Origin of the sequence: Pseudoxanthomonas taiwanensis (assembly GCF_010093135.1) — a bacterium.
Classification (GTDB): domain Bacteria; phylum Pseudomonadota; class Gammaproteobacteria; order Xanthomonadales; family Xanthomonadaceae; genus Pseudoxanthomonas; species Pseudoxanthomonas taiwanensis.
Genome location: NZ_PDWK01000015.1, coordinates 21,553 through 39,181 on the forward strand (window position 1 = coordinate 21,553; position 17,629 = coordinate 39,181).

General features: G+C 73.7%; 13 protein-coding genes. 5 read left to right on the forward strand and 8 right to left on the reverse strand.

Going from position 1 to position 17,629, the window contains the following annotated elements:
* Positions 1-3 precede the first annotated feature (3 nt).
* Positions 4-1,488, forward strand: coding sequence for an AAA family ATPase (locus CR938_RS04540; protein WP_162123871.1), 1,485 nt, complete (start codon positions 4-6; stop codon positions 1,486-1,488).
* 11 nt (positions 1,489-1,499) lie between these two features.
* On the opposite strand, the gene CR938_RS04545 is transcribed toward CR938_RS04540, so the two are convergent.
* Both CR938_RS04545 and CR938_RS04550 read right to left on the reverse strand, forming a co-directional pair.
* A complete protein-coding gene (locus CR938_RS04545; RefSeq protein WP_162123872.1) occupies positions 1,500-2,414 on the reverse strand; it encodes an AEC family transporter in 915 nt (304 codons plus the stop codon).
* A 269-nt stretch (positions 2,415-2,683) separates the two neighbouring features.
* The gene (locus CR938_RS04550) at positions 2,684-3,313 is read right to left on the reverse strand and encodes a tetratricopeptide repeat protein (protein ID WP_162123873.1); all 630 of its coding nucleotides are present in this window, start codon (positions 3,311-3,313) and stop codon (positions 2,684-2,686) included.
* 151 nt (positions 3,314-3,464) lie between these two features.
* On the opposite strand from CR938_RS04550, the gene CR938_RS04555 reads away from it, so the two are divergent.
* Positions 3,465-7,148 carry an indolepyruvate ferredoxin oxidoreductase family protein gene (locus CR938_RS04555; RefSeq protein WP_162123874.1) on the forward strand — a complete coding sequence of 1,228 codons (3,684 nt, stop codon included), beginning with the start codon at positions 3,465-3,467 and terminating at the stop codon, positions 7,146-7,148.
* Between the two features lie 74 nt (positions 7,149-7,222).
* On the opposite strand, the gene CR938_RS04560 is transcribed toward CR938_RS04555, so the two are convergent.
* Complete coding sequence (locus CR938_RS04560; RefSeq protein ID WP_162123888.1) at positions 7,223-9,793, reverse strand: glycoside hydrolase family 3 protein; 2,571 nt, start codon at positions 9,791-9,793, stop codon at positions 7,223-7,225.
* Positions 9,794-10,185: 392 nt separating this feature from the next.
* On the opposite strand from CR938_RS04560, the gene CR938_RS04565 reads away from it, so the two are divergent.
* The 3 genes from CR938_RS04565 to CR938_RS04575 all read left to right on the forward strand — a co-directional run bounded on the left by CR938_RS04565 (position 10,186) and on the right by CR938_RS04575 (position 13,304).
* Positions 10,186-10,701, forward strand: coding sequence for a c-type cytochrome (locus CR938_RS04565; protein WP_162123875.1), 516 nt, complete (start codon positions 10,186-10,188; stop codon positions 10,699-10,701).
* Positions 10,702-10,770: 69 nt separating this feature from the next.
* The gene (locus CR938_RS04570) at positions 10,771-12,492 is read left to right on the forward strand and encodes an ExeM/NucH family extracellular endonuclease (RefSeq protein ID WP_162123876.1); all 1,722 of its coding nucleotides are present in this window, start codon (positions 10,771-10,773) and stop codon (positions 12,490-12,492) included.
* 26 nt (positions 12,493-12,518) lie between these two features.
* A complete protein-coding gene (locus tag CR938_RS04575) occupies positions 12,519-13,304 on the forward strand; it encodes a TSUP family transporter (RefSeq protein WP_162123877.1) in 786 nt (261 codons plus the stop codon).
* Positions 13,305-13,332: 28 nt separating this feature from the next.
* On the opposite strand, the gene CR938_RS04580 is transcribed toward CR938_RS04575, so the two are convergent.
* The 5 genes from CR938_RS04580 to CR938_RS04595 all read right to left on the reverse strand — a co-directional run bounded on the left by CR938_RS04580 (position 13,333) and on the right by CR938_RS04595 (position 17,587).
* The gene (locus tag CR938_RS04580; RefSeq protein ID WP_162123878.1) at positions 13,333-14,655 is read right to left on the reverse strand and encodes an amidohydrolase; all 1,323 of its coding nucleotides are present in this window, start codon (positions 14,653-14,655) and stop codon (positions 13,333-13,335) included.
* A gap of 70 nt (positions 14,656-14,725) precedes the next feature.
* The gene (locus CR938_RS04585; protein WP_281350218.1) at positions 14,726-15,691 is read right to left on the reverse strand and encodes an acetyl-CoA C-acyltransferase; all 966 of its coding nucleotides are present in this window, start codon (positions 15,689-15,691) and stop codon (positions 14,726-14,728) included.
* Entirely contained in the window at positions 15,688-15,903 is a 216-nt protein-coding gene (locus CR938_RS14780; RefSeq protein WP_281350219.1) for a thiolase family protein, read from the reverse strand. Before CR938_RS14780 ends, CR938_RS04585 begins: the two co-directional genes overlap by 4 nt.
* A gap of 78 nt (positions 15,904-15,981) precedes the next feature.
* The gene (locus tag CR938_RS04590) at positions 15,982-16,866 is read right to left on the reverse strand and encodes an SDR family NAD(P)-dependent oxidoreductase (RefSeq protein WP_162123879.1); all 885 of its coding nucleotides are present in this window, start codon (positions 16,864-16,866) and stop codon (positions 15,982-15,984) included.
* A gap of 52 nt (positions 16,867-16,918) precedes the next feature.
* Positions 16,919-17,587, reverse strand: coding sequence for a TetR/AcrR family transcriptional regulator (locus CR938_RS04595; RefSeq protein WP_170296518.1), 669 nt, complete (start codon positions 17,585-17,587; stop codon positions 16,919-16,921).
* Positions 17,588-17,629: the final 42 nt, after the last annotated feature.

Here is a 17,629-nt window from a genome sequence, read left to right on the forward strand (position 1 = left end):
CGTATGAGCCAGCTGCAGGACCTGACCGCCCTGATCCGCGCCAACACCCCGCTGGTGGTGGTGGAGACACGCGACGAGGACCGGGTGGTGGAGCTGTTCCGGCAGTCCCTGCTGCACGTGTGGCGGGCACTGTACCGCTGGACCATCACCGAGGGGCTGCGCCGCCTGGACCTGGACCGCGAGGATCCGCCCGAGGGCCCGCCGGACGCCTCCTCGGTGCTGCGCGCCATCCAGGCCGCCGAACAGCGCGGCATCTACCTGCTGCTGGACTTCCACCCCTACCTCGGCTACGCCAGCCACCAGCGCCTGCTGCGCGACATCATCCAGCGCCGCCACTGCCAGCCGCACGTGGTCGTGCTGGTCGGCGCGAAGGTGGAGCTGCCGGCGGAGCTGGAAAGCCTGGCGGTGCGCTTCACCCCGCGCCTGCCGGACGCGGCCGCGCTGCTGAAGCTGGTGCGCGAGGAGGCCGCGGCCTACGCGCGCGAGAACGGCGGGCGCCGGGGCGAGGCCGACCCGGGGGCGGGGAAGCAGATCGTGCGCCCCCTGCAGGGCCTGGACCTGCACGACGCGCGCCGCATCGCCCGCCAGCTGATCCACACCGACGGCGCCCTCACCGCCTCCGACCTGCCGCAGCTGGCCCGGCTGAAGTACGAGCTGCTCAACCGCAGCGGCCACCTGCACTACGAGTACGACGCGGCCGGCTTTTCCGAGGTGGCCGGCGCGGCCCGGCTCAAACGCTGGATCGGCCTGCGCCGCGCGGCCTTCGCCGGCAACGCGCCCCCGGGCCGGGACCCGCCGCGGGGCGTGCTGCTGCTGGGCGTGCAGGGCTGCGGCAAGTCGCTGCTGGCCAAGGCCATCGCCGGCGAGTTCCAGGTGCCGCTGCTGCGCCTGGACTTCGGCACGCTTTATGCCAAGTACCACGGCGAGACCGAGGCCAACCTGCGCACCGCGCTGGCCTCGGCCGAGCAGCTGGCCCCATGCGTGCTGTGGATCGACGAGATCGAGAAGGGGGTGGCGGCCGACGCCGGCGAGGGCGACGGCGGCGTGTCGCGGCGCGTGCTCGGCTATCTGCTGACGTGGATGGCCGAGCGCAAGGCGCCGGTGTTCCTCGTGGCCACTGCCAACCAGGTGCAGCACCTGCCGGCCGAGCTGCTGCGCAAGGGCCGCTTCGACGAGATCTTCTTCGTGGACCTGCCCGGCCCGGAGGCGCGGGTGGAGCTGCTGCGCATCCACCTGCGCGAACGCGGCCTGGACCCGGAGGCGTTCGCGCTGCCCGCGCTGGCCGCGGCCGGCGCGGGCTTCTCCGGCGCCGAGATCGAGCAGGCCATCGTCTCCGGCCTGTACGCCGCCCATGCCGAGCAGCGCCCGCTGGACACCACGCTGCTGATGCAGGAGATCCGCGGCACCCGGCCGCTGTCGGTGCTGATGGCCGAGCAGGTCGAGGCCCTGCGCGCCTGGGCGGCCACGCGCACGGTGCCGGCGGCCTGAGCGCGCGGCGCTCAGGCCACGTGCGCCAGCAGCCAGGCCCAGGCCGGCAGGGTCGCCAGCGACAGCACGATGCCGTAGCCGACCAGGCCCGCGCACAGGCGCGGGGCCAGGCCGTGGGCCATGGCCAGGCCGGCGGCCGAGACCATGCCCGGCATGGCCGATTCCAGCACGTTGGCCGAGAGCATCTCCTTCGGCATGCCGAACAGCAGCGACAGCGGCAGGGCGATGGCCGGCATCACCACCAGCTTCAGGCCCAGGCCGGCGGCCAGCGGGCCCAGCTCGCCGCGCGGCAGGCGCAGGCGGATGGCCAGGCCCACCGCCAGCATCACCAGCGGCAGCATGGCGTCGGCCAGGCGCTGCAGGCCCGCGGCGATCCACTCCGGCGGCCGCTCCGGCATCAGGGTCAGGCCGAACAGCAGCGCCCAGAACGGCGGGAAGCGCAGCACGCGCCCCAGCATCCGGCGCGCGCCCGGCGTGCCGTTGCCGCCGTAGCGGGCGCAGATGTACAGGCCCACGCTGGACAGCAGCATGAAGGTGCCGAACTGGTCGTACACCACCGCGTACTGCACCGCGTGCTCGCCCAGCAGCGCGCGCACCATCGGGTAGCCGACGAAGCTGGAGTTGCCCAGGCCCACCAGCAGCAGCAGCGCCGCATACTCTCCGCGGCCGAACTTCCAGATCCGCGCGGCCAGGCCGACCAGCAGCCAGGTGGCCAGCATCAGGATCCAGGGCGTGGCCGCCACGCCCAGCAGCGACCACTGCATGTGCAGGCGCGGCACGTACAGCAGCACCGCCGCCGGCAGGCACACGTACAGCACCACCCGGTTGAGGGTGTCGGCGGCGTTGTCCGGCAGCAGGGTGGTGCGGGCCATGGCCATGCCCAGGGCGAGCATGGCCAGGATCAGGGCGAAAGCGTCAAATGCCATTGTCAGCTCGGTTGCGGCGCCAGCGGCCGCGATAGCCGCGGCGCGCCCGGCGCGGCCGCGGCGTGGCCAGGCCCCAGCCACCGGGCGCGCGGCGCCGGCCTGGCGGGCTCCGCGCGTCCACCGCACGGCGCCGACCGCGGCGCACGCCACGGGCACGGCACGCCGCGGCGTGCCCACGGGTGCGCTGCGGGTGGATGTCCGGCTGGGTGCAGGTCACGGGAGGGGCCGTCGGGCGCCGGTCCGGCGCCGGCCCATTTTCGCATGCCGGCTCAGGGCCAGGACGGCGGGTCGGCGCGCCAGGCCTCCAGCACCTCGGCCAGCACCGCGCGGTCGGCCTCGTCCCAGTCCGGCAGCAGCCGCGGAAAGTTGGCCGCGTCGGTCCACAGCGTCGGCTCGGTGCGCACCGCCGCCGCGTACCAGGCCACCGCCTCGCGCTGCCGGCCCAGGCGCCACAGCGCCAGGGCCAGGGTCGGCGGCTGCCAGGACGGCGCCTTGGGCCAGCCGCCGATCAGCGTGCGCCATTGCTCCAGCGCCTGCTGCACCTCGCCGGCACGGTACAGGTCCCAGGCGTAGTTCCAGGTCACCGCGCGCTGCAGCCGGGTGTTGTTGGCGGCGTTGCGCTGCGCGCCCTGGTACAGGCTGTGGCCCAGCTCCGTGCGGCCCGAGCGCATGGCCACGTGCGCCAGCTGCGCGCTGGCCTCCACGTCCTCGGGCCGGCGCTGCACGCGCGCGGCCAGCCGCTCCACCCCCCCCCCGCCCTCGCCGGGCACGGCCACGATCGGCCGGGTGGTGTAGCGGTCCTCGTCGAAGTAGAACTCGCGCGGCGCCGGCAACGACTGCGCCTGCGCCGCCGCTGCCAGCAGGAGCGATCCAAGACACAACCACGTGCGAAACCCCATCGCGCGTTCCCCCGGTGCTCAGGACGTTCAGGACCCCCGAGGATAGCGGCATGAAGCACACCCGTTGCGTGGCAACCGTCACACAACGGACCCTTGTTATCATCCGCCCCGGCCGGCGCCGCCCGGTCGCGCCCGCCGCACAGGGCCCGCCATGAACAGCACCGTCCCCCCCGCTCCCTCCTCCGCCCCGGTCGACCTCCAGTACACGCTGGAGGACCGGTATACGCGCCAGAAGGGCCGCATCTCCCTGTCCGGCGTGCAGGCGCTGGTACGCCTGCCGCTGATGCAGCAGCTGCGCGACGCGGCGGCCGGGCTCGACACCGCCGGCTTCATCAGCGGCTACCGCGGCAGCCCGCTGGGCGGCTTCGACCTGGAACTGTGGCGCGCGCGCAAGCACCTGGAAGCGGCCAAGGTGCGCTTCCAGCCGGGCCTCAACGAGGACCTGGGCGCGACCATGGTCTGGGGCACGCAGCAGACCAACCTGTTCCCCGGGGCGAAGGTCGATGGCGTGTACGCCATGTGGTACGGCAAGGGCCCGGGCGTGGACCGCTGCGGCGACGTGTTCAAGCACGGCAACGCCGCCGGCACCTCCAGGCATGGCGGCGTGCTGGCGCTGGCCGCCGACGACCATGCCTGCCGCAGCTCGACCTTGCCGCACGGCAGCGAGGACGAGTTCGTCAGCGCGATGATGCCGGTGCTCAACCCGGCCGGGGTGCAGGACATCCTCGACCTGGGCCTGGTCGGCTGGGCGATGAGCCGCTACACGGGGCGCTGGATCGGCTTCAAGACCATCGCCGAGACGGTGGAATCCTCCGCCTCGGTGGACGTGGACCCGTTCGCGCGCCGGATCGTGCTGCCGGAGGATTTCGAGCTGCCGCCGGGCGGACTCAACATCCGCTGGCCCGATCCGCCGCTGGAGCAGGAGATGCGCCTGCACCGCTACGCGGTGCGCGCGGCGCAGGCCTTCGCCCGCGCCAACCGGATCGACCGCATCGTGCTGGACTCGCCGCGCGCGCGGCTGGGCATCGTCACCACCGGCAAGAGTTACCTGGACGTGCTGCAGGCGCTGGAATACCTGGGTCTGGACGAGGAAGCCTGCCGCGACATCGGCATCCGCGTGTACAAGGTCGGCATGAGCTGGCCGCTGGAACCGGAGGGCATCGCCGCCTTCGCCCGCGGGCTGGAGGACATCGTCGTGGTGGAGGAAAAGCGCGCCTTCATCGAGCGGCAGATGAAGGAGCAGTTCTACAACTGGCCGGAGGCCTGGGGCCGGCGGCCGAGCATCGTCGGCAAGTACGACGAGCAGGGCGAGTGGATCCTGCCCTCCACCGGCGAGCTGACCCCGGCCACCATCGCCGGCGTCATCGGCCGGCGCATCCAGCGCTTCTTCACCACCGAGTCCATCGAGCAGCGCCTGCGCTGGATGGAGCAGAAGGAGGCGGAGATGGCGCTGCCGCGCGCCAACTTCCCGCGCGTGCCGCACTACTGCTCCGGCTGCCCGCACAACACCAGCACGCGCGTGCCCGAGGGCTCGCGCGCGCTCGGCGGCATCGGCTGCCACTACATGGTCACGTGGATGGACCGCAACACCGACACCTTCACCCACATGGGCGGCGAAGGCGTCACCTGGGCGGGGCAGGCGCCGTTCACCGAGACCGGGCACGTGTTCCAGAACCTCGGCGACGGCACCTACTTCCACAGCGGCTCACTGGCCATCCGCCAGGCCGTCGCCGCCGGGGTCAACATCACCTACAAGATCCTCTACAACGACGCGGTGGCCATGACCGGCGGCCAGCCGGTGGACGGCGTGCTGAGCGTCCCGGACATCGCCTGGCAGATGCGCGCCGAGGGCATCCACACCATCGTCGTGGTCAGCGACGACATCGGCAAATGGTCGCGCCGCGACCTGTTCCCGCCGGGCGTGGAGTTCCACGACCGCAAGGAACTGGACGAAGTGCAGCGGCGCCTGCGCCAGGTCAAGGGCGTGTCGATCTTGATCTACGACCAGACCTGCGCCACCGAGAAGCGGCGCCGGCGCAAGCGCGGCAAGCTCGAGGACCCGGCCAGGCGCGTGGTGATCAATTCGCTGGTGTGCGAGGGCTGCGGCGACTGCGGGCAGAAGAGCTTCTGCGTCTCGGTGCTGCCGCTGGAGACCGAGTTCGGGCGCAAGCGCCAGATCGACCAGTCCAACTGCAACAAGGACTACAGCTGCGTCGAGGGCTTCTGCCCCAGCTTCGTCACCGTGCACGGCGGGCGCCTGCGCAAGGGCCCGCGCGCGCAGGCCGAGGCCCTGCTCGACAACCTGCCCGAGCCGCAGGTGCGCACCGGCCTGGAGCGGCCCTGGAACATCCTGATCACCGGCGTGGGCGGCACCGGTGTGGTCACCATCGGCGCGCTGCTGGGCATGGCCGGCCACCTGGAGGGCAAGGGCGCGACCGTGCTCGACCAGACCGGCCTGGCGCAGAAGGGCGGCGCGGTGACCACCCATGTGCGCCTGGCGCGGCGCCCGGAGGACATCCACGCCGTGCGCATCGCCGCCGGCGAGGCCGACCTGGTGCTGGGCTGCGACATGGTGGTGGTCAACGACTACTGGTCGCTGTCCAAGGTGCGCCCGGAGCGCTCGGAGGTGGTGCTCAACACCTACCAGGCCATGCCTGGCAGCTTCACCACCCGCCCGGACCTGCACTTCCCCGCGGCCGAGATCATCGCCGCGGTACGCCTGGCCCTGGGCGGGCGGCAGCCGCGCCTGCTCGACGCCACCCAGCTGGCCACCGCGCTGCTTGGCGATGCCATCGCCACCAACCTGTTCATGCTCGGCTACGCCTGGCAGCTGGGCCTGGTGCCGCTGTCCCACGCGGCGCTGATGCGCGCCATCGAGCTCAACGGCGCGGCGGTGGAGATGAACAGGCAGGCCTTCGCCTGGGGCCGCCTGGCCGCGGTGGACCCGGAGGCGGTGGCCCGCGCCGCCGGCCTGCAGGTCGGGGCCGGCGGCCACGACGCGGGCCGCGCCGCCGAGCTGCGCGAGCTGCCGCCGGGACAGTGGGAAGGCAGCGAGTGGGGCAGCCCCAGCGCGCCGCGCCCGCAGGAGCACGGCCACGGCCGCCAGGTCCTGCCCGAGCACGGCCCCGGCGAACCTGTCCTGCTGCCGGTGGACGATCTGCGCCTGTCGCGCGACCTGGACGAGCTGATCGCCCGCCGCGAGCGCTTCCTCACGGACTACCAGGACGCCGCCTACGCACGCCGCTACCGCGAGCTGGTGGACCGCGTGCGCGCCACCGAGCAGGCGCGCGTGCCCGGCTCCACCGCGCTGACCGAGGCGGTGACGCGCTACGCCTTCAAGCTGATGGCATACAAGGACGAGTACGAGGTGGCGCGGCTGTACACCAGCGGGCCGTTCCTGCGCCGCCTGCAGCAGCAGTTCGAGGGCGGGTACACCCTGCGCTTCCACCTGGCCCCGCCGCTGCTGGCCGACCGCGACGAGCAGGGCCGCCTGGTCAAGCGCGAGTACGGCCCGTGGATGCTCACCGCGTTCCGCTGGCTGGCGAAGCTGAAGTTCCTGCGCGGCACCGCCTTCGACCCGTTCGGCCGCACCGCCGAGCGGCGCGCGGAGCGGCAGCTGATCGACGACTACTTCGCCACCGTCGGGCGCCTGCTGGCCAGGCTGGATGCCGGCAACCTGGACCTGGCGGTGGAGATCGCACGCATCCCCGAGCAGATCCGTGGCTACGGCCACGTCAAGGAGGCGCACCTGCAGCGCGCGCTGGCGCGCCAGGCCGAGCTGCTGGCGCGGTGGGACGATCCGCTGCGCATCGTGCCCGACGCGCGCGCGGCCTGAGCGTCCAAAGAAAAGCGCCCGCACGGCGGCGGGCGCAAGGGAGGTGGGCGGCGCGGCGCGCCTCCCCGGTGAACTCAGTTGGCGGCCGGGCAGCCGGCCACGTGCTCGGCGTCGCTGAGCGAGCCCAGGGCCACGCGCGAGACCGACAGCGCCAGCGGGCCGTCCGCACGCAGGCGCAGCAGGGTCTGCAGCCGGGTCATGTCGGCGCCGGCGGCGGCGAAACACTTCAGCGGCAGGCCCAGGGTGGTCCAGGCGTTCTCCGGCAGCCGCGCCAGCGCCGCCTGCAGCGGCAGGCTGGCGCCGCAGTCCTCGCCGCAGTCCCCCTCCGCGCCCACCGCCCCGGCCACCGCCGACTCGCGGCGCAGGGTCAGCACCAGCAGCACGTCGCCGTTGGTCTCGCGGGACAGGTCCTGCGGCCGCTCGGCCAGCAGCGCCACCGCCGCCGGCGCCTGGCCGGACCACTGCATGCGCCGCGCGTCCTCCTGCGCGTTGTGGTCCACCCCGCGCAGGGCCAGGCTGCGGTCCGGCAGCGCCGCCGGCACTGCGTCGGCCGGCACCGCACCGCCGCCGGCGTCCTCCAGCCGCATCGCCATGCCGGCCGCGACCCGGCCGCGCACGAAGTACACGCCCACCGGCGCGGCCTCGCCGCGGATGCCCGAGTCCTCCGGCAGCGGCGGCAGGTCGCCCTTGTCCGCGTAGGTCAGGCCGTAGCCGTAGGGGAACAGCGGGTCGTAGTCCGGCTGGCCGACGTTGTTGCGGTACTGGTCGGCGCGGCGCGGCCAGGAGAAGCTGAGCTTGCCCTTGAAGTCGTGGGCGATGGCGCCGTCGGCGGTGCGCAGCAGCACGTCGGCCACGCCGGCGCCCTCCGAGCCGGGCAGCCACGCGGCGACGAAGGCGTCGGCGGCGTTGATCTCGCGGTTGACCCACAGCGGGCGGCCACTGATGAACACCGCCACCACCGGGATGCCGTCGGCCTTCAGCCGGCGCAGCAGCTCCAGGTCCGAATCGTCGCCGGGCTTGTACAGCAGGTTGGCCAGGTCGCCCTGGAACTCGGCGTAGGGTTCCTCGCCGAACACCACGATGGCCGCGTCCGGCCTGCGGGTGTAGCGGCCGTCCTCGGCCAGCTCGACGCTGCCGCCGGCCGCCTGCACCGCTCGCTGGATGCCTTCCCAGATGGTGTCGGCGTTGGGGTAGTCGGCGCGGGTGGTGCCGGTGCCCTGCCAGTTGAGGGTCCAGCCACCGGACTGGCGGCCGACGTCGTTGGCGTGGCTGCCGGCCACCAGCAGGCGCTTGCGCGGATCCAGCGGCAGCAGGCCGCCGTTGTTCTTCAGCAGCACCAGCGACTCGCGCACCGCCTGCCGCGCCACCGCGCGGTGCTCGGGCGCGCCGAGCAGCTCGAAGCGGCCACCCAGCGGGCGCTGCGAAGGCTTGCCGGCGGTGAACAGGCCCAGGCGGAACTTCACCCGCAGGATCCGCCGCACCGCGTCGTCCAGGCGCTCCATCGGGATGGTGCCGGCCTTCACCGCGGCCAGGGTGCTCTCGTACACGCCCTTCCAGCTGTCCGGCGCCATGTACAGGTCCAGGCCGGCCAGCAGCGCCGCCGGGCAGTCGTCCTTGGTGCAGCCGGCGACCTGGCCGTGGCCGTTCCAGTCGCCGACCACGAAGCCGCCGAAGTTCATCCGGCCCTTGAGCACGTCGGTCAGCAGCGGCTTGTGCCCGTGCAGCTTGGTGCCGTGGTAGCTGTTGAACGAGGCCATCACGATCTGCGCGCCGGCCGCCACCGCCGGCGGATAGCCGGCGCCGTGCACGTCGCGCAGCTCCTCCTCGCTGACCCGGGTGTCGCCCTGGTCGCGGCCGTCGGTGGTGCCGCCGTCGCCGAGGAAGTGCTTCACCGACGAGGCCACGTGGTGGGCGTCGAGGAACTCCGGCGTGCCGGGCTTGCCCTGCAGGCCCTCGACCATGGCCGCGGCATAGCCGGCCACCAGCTTCGGGTCCTCCGAATAGCCCTCGTAGGTGCGGCCCCAGCGGTCGTCCTGCGGCACCGCCACGGTGGGCGCGAAGGTCCACTCCATGCCGGTGGTACGGGTCTCGATGGCGGTGATACGGCCGATCTGGCGGATCAACTCCGGGTTGCGGGTGGCGCCCAGGCCGATGTTGTGCGGGAACAGGGTGGCGCCGACCACGTTGCTCTGCCCGTGCACCGCGTCGATGCCGAAGATCACCGGGATGGCGTTGTGCCCGCCGGAGGTGTCCATCGAGGCCTCGTAGAAGGCGTCGGCCAGGGCCAGCCAGTCGGCGGGCGGGGCGTTGTAGCGGCCGCCGGGGTCGGAACTGCCGCCGGCCAGGATCGAGCCCAGGCGGTAGCGGCGCACGTCCTCCGGGGTGATGCTGGCGATGTCCCCCTGCACCACCTGGCCGACCTTCTCCTCCAAGCTCATGCGCGAGAGCAGGTCCTCGACCTGGCGCTCCAGCGCCGGATCGGGCGGCAACGGCCACTGCACCTGCGGCCAGCGCTCCGGATGGATGCGGCCATCGCCGGCATCCTGCCCCGGCGCGGCGCCGCCGGGCAGTGCCACCGCCAGTGCCAGCGCGGCGGCCAGGGGAAAGCGGAAACGGATGCCCGGCACGCGGGCGCCTGGAAGCATGCTGCTGGTCAAGGTGGTCCCTCCGCGTCAGGTGGATGCACCCCGGCCCCGCGGCACGGGGCAGGCTCGGCGCAGAGGCTTCCGGACGGTTGGCAGCGCTGTCAACTCCGGCCCCCTCCGGGAATCCGCCGGGCGGGCCCGGCGGCCGCGGCCGGCCCCGCCCGGGACGCGGGAAAAGCCCGCAGGCACCGGGATTGCGGCCGGTTGGCGCCAGGCCGGCCCCGGCGGCCGCGGTGCCGGGCCGGGCCCCGTGCCTGCTGCGCCGCACCAGGCCGCTGCGATGCCTGGGACGCGCGCGCCACCGGGGCGGCACCGCTTCCGGCCGGGCGGAGACCATGCTCTATAATCGCCGGTCAGCATGTGGCCGGGGCCACGCGCCATAAGGATGGGATGTGCGTAACTACGACCTTGAATTCCTGAAGCGCTTCTCGATGGTGATCGGCCTGCTGGCCGTGCTCACCCTGGGCCTGATCCTCCTGGCCGCCTACCTGCACACCCGCATCCCGCCCGAGGTCTCGCCGAGCGCGGCCAAGCGCACCGAGGAGCGCATCGCCCCGGTCGGCGCGGTCTACGCCGGCGAGACCGGCGCCGCCGCCCAGGCGGCCGCCGCCGCCGCGGCCGCCGCCGCGGCCGCCTCGCAGGTCGCCTACGGCGGCACCACCGACGGTGCGGTGATCTTCGACAACCTCTGCGGCGCCTGCCACAAGACCGGCGTGGGCAACGCCCCGACCCTGACCCAGGGCGCCTGGGCCGCGCGCATCGCCCAGGGCAAGGAAACCCTGTACCGGCACGCCATCGAGGGCTTCACCGGTGCGGCCGGCGTGATGCCACCCAAGGGCGGCAACCCGGCGCTGACCGACGAGCAGGTCCAGGCCACCGTCGACTGGATGCTGGCCAACCTGCAGTAAGCCCCACCCGCATCCGCACAGACGCCGCCTCCGGGCGGCGTCTTGCGTTTACGTCCACGGAGATCCGCCATGTCCCCCCGTCCGTCCCGTCACGCCTGGTCGCTGCTGCTGTGCGCCGCCGCCTTCGCCTGCGATGCCGCCAGCCCGCTCGCCATCGGCCAGGTGCAGGGCGCGGACGCGCGCAGTCCGCTGCTTGGACAGGCGGTCACGGTCGAAGGCACGGTGACTGCGGATTTCCGCACCGGGCTGGAAGGCTTCTACCTGCAGGACGGCGGCGACGGCGATCCGCGCACCTCCGACGGCATCTTCGTGCGCCTGCCGGAGGGCGTGGCCGCGCCGGACACGCTGGCGGTGGGCGCGCGCTGCCGGGTGCGCGGCACCGTGGCCGAGCTGGGCTCCGGGCGCGAAAGCCTGACCGCGATCGAGGCGGCCGCCGTCGGCCCCTGCCGCCCCGGCCGGACGCCGCAGCCGCAGCTGATCACCGCCGTGCCCGGGGACTGGGAGCCGCTGGAAGGCATGGCCGGGCGCATCCAGGCCCCGCTCACCGTGGCCGGCAGCCACGATCTGGGGCGGTACGGCGAGCTGCTGGCCAGCTTCGGCGGACGCCTGTGGCAGCCGGCGGAGCTGGCCCGTCCGGGCAGCGCCGAACACGCCCGCATCGCGGCCGACAACGCGCGCCTGCGCCTGCTGCTGGACGACGGCGGCAGCGGCCGCCCGCACGGCCCGGTGCCCTACCTGGAAGGCGGCCGCGCGCCGCGCGTGGGCAGCACCATCACCGCGGCCGAGGGCATCCTCGAGCACCGCCACGGCAGCTGGCGCCTGCAGCTGACCGCGCCGCTGGCGCTGCAGCCGGCGCCGCGCCCGGCCCCGCCCACCGTGCCGGGCACGCTGAAGGTGGCGGCGTTCAACCTGGAGAACCTGTTCAACGGCGACGGCCGCGGGGGCGGCTTCCCCACCCCGCGCGGCGCCAGGACCGAGGCGGCCATGCGCGCGCAGCTGGCCAAGCTGGTGGCCACCATCCAGGCGCTGGACGCGGGCATCGCCGCGCTGATGGAGCTGGAGAACGACGGCTACGGACCGGAGTCGAGCATCGCCCAGCTGGTGGAGGCGCTCAACGCCGATGGCGCGCAATGGCGCTTCGTGGACACCGGCCACGGCCCGGGCGGGGACACCATCCGCGTGGGCCTGATCTACCGCGCCGACCGGGTCGTGCCCAGGGGCCGGCCCGCGATGCTGGAAGGCGGCCCGTTCGGCCAGCGCAGCCGCGTGCCGCTGGCCCAGGCCTTCGTGCGCAAGGGCGGGCGCGTGCCGCTGGTGGTGGTGGCCAACCACTTCAAGTCCAAGGGCTGCAGCGAGGCCGAAGGCGCCGACGCCGACCAGGGCGACGGCCAGGGCTGCTGGAACGCGCTGCGCCTGGAATCGGCCCGGCGCCTGCACCAGTGGCTGGCCGGCCGGCCGCTGGGCCCGGACCTGGAGCGGGTGGTGCTGCTGGGCGACTTCAACGCCTACGCCATGGAAGACCCGCTGCACTGGCTGCGCAGCGAGGGCGGCTGGCGCGACGCCTTCGAGGTGGCCGGGGTGGAACGGCCGTGGAGCTATGTCTACCGTGGCCACAGCGGGCGCCTGGACCACGCCCTGCTGAGCCCGGCGCTGGCCGCGCACCTGCGCGGCGCCGCCGAGTGGCACGTCAACGCCGACGAGCCGGACGAGGCCGGCTACGCCGGCCGCAACGAGCCCGGCCCGTGGCGCAGCTCGGACCATGATCCGCTGCTGCTGGGCTTCGACCTGTAAGCGCATCCGCGACCGCGCCCCACGCCGTGACCGACCTTGCCCTGCACCTGCTGCCGGCGCTGTTCCTGGCCGCCGTGGCGGCCGGCTTCATCGACGCCATCGCCGGCGGCGGCGGCATGGTCACCATCCCGGCCATGCTGCTGGCCGGCATCCCGCCGCTGCAGGTGCTGGGCACCAACAAGCTGCAGTCGCTGTTCGGCTCCGGCTCGGCCAGCTGGAACTACGCGCGCCACGGCCTGGTGGACCTGCGCGCGCAGCTGCCCATGGCCACGGCCGCCGCGGCCGGCGCGGCGTGCGGGGCGATGCTGGCCACCGTGGTGCCGGGGCAATGGCTGCGCGCGGCGCTGCCGCTGCTGCTGGCCGGCATCGCCCTGTACTTCGCCCTCAAGCGCGACATCGGCACGGTGGAGCGGCAGCGGCGCCTGGGCCCGCTGGCCTTCGGCGCCGGCTTCGTCCCGGTGGTGGGCTTCTACGACGGCGTGTTCGGGCCGGGCACCGGCTCGTTCCTGATGCTGGGCTTCGTGGCCCTGGCCGGCTATCCGGTGCTCAAGGCCACCGCCCACACCAAGTTCCTCAACTTCGGCTCCAACCTCGGCGCCTTCGCGGTGTTCCTGGCCTCGGGCACGGTGCTGTGGAAGGTCGGCCTGGTGATGGGCGCCGGCCAGGTGCTCGGCGCGCACCTGGGCTCGCGCCTGGCCGTGCGCCGCGGTGCGCAGCTGGTCCGGCCGCTGCTGGTGACGGTGTCGCTGCTGCTGGCCGCGCGCCTGCTGGCCGACCCGTCGCACCCGCTGCGGCAGTGGCTGGGCCTGTAGCCGGCCACCGCCAGGCGCCGGCGTGCGCTCAGGCGCCGGCGCCTTCCAGGTAGTCCAGGGCCACCTGCAGCAGCGCGCGCAGGCCCACGTCCAGCGCGGTTTCGTCCAACAGGAACTCCGGCGAGTGGTTGGACGGGGCCGTTTCCGGATCGATGCCCGGCGCGGTGGCGCCGACGAAGAAGAACATCGCCGGCACCTCCTTCGCGTAGTAGGCGAAGTCCCCCGCGCCCATCTGCAGCGGCGGCTCGTACCCGTTCTCCGTGCCCACCACCGCCTGCAGGCTCGGCAGCATGCGCGCGGTCAGGGCCGGGTCGTTGACCGTGGCCGGGTTGCCCTCGCCCTCGGGCACCTGCGCCTGCACCGTGGCGCCGTGCGCGGCGGCCACGTGCCGGGCGACGTTGCGCAGGTCGGCCAGGATCGCCTCGCGCATCTGCGGGTCGAAGGTGCGGATGGTGCCGACCATCTCCACCTCGTCCGGGATGATGTTGTAGCGCACCCCGCCGTTGATCGCGCCGAAGGTCACCACCGCCGGCAGGCGGGCGATGTCGGTGCGGCGGCTGACGATGCTCTGCGCGGTGCCGACCAGGTCGGCCGCGGCCACGATCGGGTCGATGCCGCCCCACGGCCTCGAGCCGTGGGTCTGCCGGCCGCGCACGGTGATCGCGAAGCGGTCCGAAGCGGCCATCAGCGGGCCGCCGCGCACCGCGATCTTCCCGGCCTGGACCGACGAGAACACGTGCAGGCCGAACACCGCCTCCGGGCGGAACGCGTCGAACAGGCCCTCCCTGAGCATCAGCGACGCACCGCCCTCCTCGCCCGGCGGCGCACCCTCCTCGGCCGGCTGGAACACCAGCAGCACCTCGCCGGGCAGGCGCTCGCGCATGTCCACCAGCGCGCGCGCCACGCCCAGCAGGATGCCGGTGTGCGCGTCGTGGCCGCAGGCGTGCATCACGCCCACGGTCTGCCCGCGGTATTCGGCGGTGGCCGTGGAAGCGAACGGCAGGCCGGTGCGCTCGGCCACCGGCAGCGCGTCCATGTCCGCGCGCAGGGCGATGCGCGGGCCGGGGCGGCCGCCGCGGACCACCGCCACCACGCCGTGGCCGGCGATGCCGGTGCGCGGCTCCAGGCCCATGCGTCGCAGCGCCTCGGCCACCACGCGGGCGGTGCGCTCCTCGCGGTTGGACAGCTCCGGATGCCGGTGGAAATCGCGCCGCCAGGCGACGACCTGGTCGCGCAGGCGTTGCGCGGCCTCGGCCACCTCGGGGCGCTGCGCGCGCGCCACCTCGGCCGACGCGGGCAGGGCCGACAGCGCGGCCAGCAGCAGGGACAGCAGGCAGGGAACCGGACGCATCGACCACCTCCTGTTGGGATCCCGGCCGAGCATAGCCGCCGGCCGGCCCCCGCGCACCGCGCCGGCCCGGTCAGGTCCGCTCGAACACCGCGGCGATGCCCTGGCCGCCGCCGATGCACATGGTGGCCAGGCCGTAGCGGCCGCCGGTGCGCTGCAGCTCGTGCACCAGCTTGACGGTGATGATCGCGCCGGTGGCGCCGACCGGATGGCCCAGCGAGATGCCGCTGCCATTGGGGTTGGTCTTCTCCGGGTCGAAGCCCAGCGCGTCGGCCACCGCGCAGGCCTGGGCGGCGAAGGCCTCGTTGGACTCGACCACGTCCAGGTCCTGCACGGTGAGCCCGGCGCGCGCCAGCACCCTGCGCACCGCCGGCACCGGGCCCATGCCCATGTACAGCGGCTCCACGCCGGCGTGGGCGTAGGCCACCAGCCGCGCCAGCGGTTTCAGACCATGGCGGCGCACCGCCTCGCCGGTGGCCAGCACCACCGAGGCGGCGCCGTCGTTGATGCCCGAGGCATTGCCCGCGGTCACCGTGCCGTCGGCCTTGAACACCGGGCGCAGCGCGGCCAGCTCCGCGACGCTGGTGCCGGGGCGCACGTGCTCGTCCACGCGGAACTCGGTCTCCCTGCCGCGGCGGCCCACCTTCACCGGCACGATCTGGCCCTCGAAGCGGCCCTCGGCGATGGCGCGGGCGGCGCGGCGGTGGCTCTCGGCGGCCAGCGCGTCCTGGCGTTCGCGGCCGATGCCGTGGCGCGCGGCCACGTTCTCGGCGGTGACGCCCATCAGCACCTTGTCGAACGGATCCTTCAGGCCCTCGTTGAGCCCGTCCACCAGCACCGCGTCGCCCAGCTTGCGGCCCCAGCGCTGGGTCGGCAGCTGGAACGGCACGCGGCTCATGGACTCGGCGCCGCCGGCCAGGGCCACCTCGCAGTCGCCCAGCATCAGCGCCTGCGCCGCCGAGACGATGGCCTGCAGGCCGGAGCCGCACAGGCGGTTGACGGGCAGCGCCGGGGTTTCCACCGGCACACCCGCCTTCACCGCGATCCCCCGGGCCAGGAGGCGTCGGCCGGTTCGCTGGGCCGCACCCGGCCGTACACGGCATGGCCCACCGCGCCGGCGGGCACGCCGGCGCGGGCGATGGCCTCGCGGGCGGTGGCCACGCCCAGGTCCGAGGGCGGCACGTCGCGCAGGCTGCCGCCGAAGGTGCCGATGGCCGTGCGCACGGCCGAGACGATGAACACGTCGGTCATGGGAATTCCCTGTTCATGCGGAAGCCGGGGAACCGCGGCGCGGCGGTTCCCCGCGGCGGTGCACGGGCGCGGCCCGGCTCAGGTTCGATTGGCGGCGTGGCGCCAGGCGCTGGCGACCTCGCGCTCGGCCTGGGTGAAGCCGTACTCGGGCACGATCTGGTGGGTGCTGCTGGACACCGCGTCCCAGGCCATCATCAGGCGCTCGCCGGCGTCCTCGCCGCCGCCGACGAAGGTGCCCTCGGTCAGGGTCACATAGGCGCGGGCGAAATGGCCGGCGCCGGCACACAGGATGGCGCGGGTGGGCGCGTCCTCCACCACCAGCGGCAGCAGCGCCGGGCTGACCAGCGCCGGATCCAGCGTGTCCAGCTGCTCCTGCGGGAGGATGCCCTCCATCATCCGCGTGTACGCGGTCGGCGCCAGGCAGTTGACCTTGATGCCGTACTTGGCGCCCTCGATGGCCAGGGTCTGCATCAGGCCCACCAGCGCCATCTTCGCCGCACCGTAGTTGGCCTGGCCGAAGTTGCCGTACAGGCCGCTGGAGGAGGTGGTCATGACGATGCGGCCGTACTTCTGTCCGCGCATCGCATCCCACACCGCCTTGCAGCAGATCGCCGCGCCCATCAGGTGCACGTCCACCACCAGGCGGAAGTCGGCCAGGTCCATCTTGCCGAAGCTCTTGTCACGCAGGATGCCGGCGTTGTTGACCAGGATGTCGATCCGGCCCCATTCGGCCAGCACGCGGCCGACCATCTCGCCGACCGCGGCCTCGTCGGTCACCGAACCGGCGAAGGCCAGGGCCTGGCCGCCGGCCGCGCGGATTTCGTCGGCCACCGCCATCGCCGCGTCCTGGCCCAGATCGTTGACCAGCACGCGCGCGCCCTTGCGCGCCAGGTAGAGCGCGTGCTGGCGGCCCAGGCCGCCGCCGGCGCCGGTGACGATCGCAGTACGTCCCTCAAGTGGCATCATCGAACTCCCGTCTGTCGTCTGGTGCGGAACGGGAGTGCGCCGGCCGGGCTCAGCCGGACTTGCCGCGCGTCCCCTTCCGCGGTTTGCAGATGGCCTTGAAGCCCGCGGCCATGAACCTGGCCATGCGGGCCTTGACCGCCTCGTAGTCGTCGGAGCGGCACAGGCCGCCGGAGAGGCGGTCGATGCGCCCGGTGCGCGCCAGGGTGAGCATCAGCGCGCCGGTGACGAAGTGGTAGCCCCAGAAGATGTCCTCGTCGGCCGCCTCCGGCATGGCCTGCCGCAGCAGGCCGATCAGGCGCAGCACCACCGGATCGAAGTGCTGGTCCATCAGCTCGGCGCCGTGGCGGGTGTTGGACATCAGCGCGCCCAGCGCGCCGTAGTTCTTCCAGGCCTCGCCGCCCTGGCTGTACAGGTCCAGGTCGGTGTCCAGGAACGCGCGCAGCGCGCCTTCCACGGTGGGCTTGCCCCGGCAGGCCTTCTCGTAGGCGTCCAGCGCCTGCATGCGAGCGCTGCTGGTGACGCCGGCGCGGCGCGCGATCACCGCGTCGAACAGCGTCTGCTTGTCGTGGAAGTAGTAGTTGACCAGCGTGTGGTGCACGCCCACCCGCTTGGCCACGTCCTTCAGCGTCACCCCGTACAGGCCCTCGCGCGAGAACAGGTGCTCGGCCGCGTCGAGGATCTGCTCGGTCATCTCCGCGCGCTGCTCGGCCTTGGTCATGCGCCGCGGACCGACGGCCTTCGTGCGCTTCGTCCCGTCGCC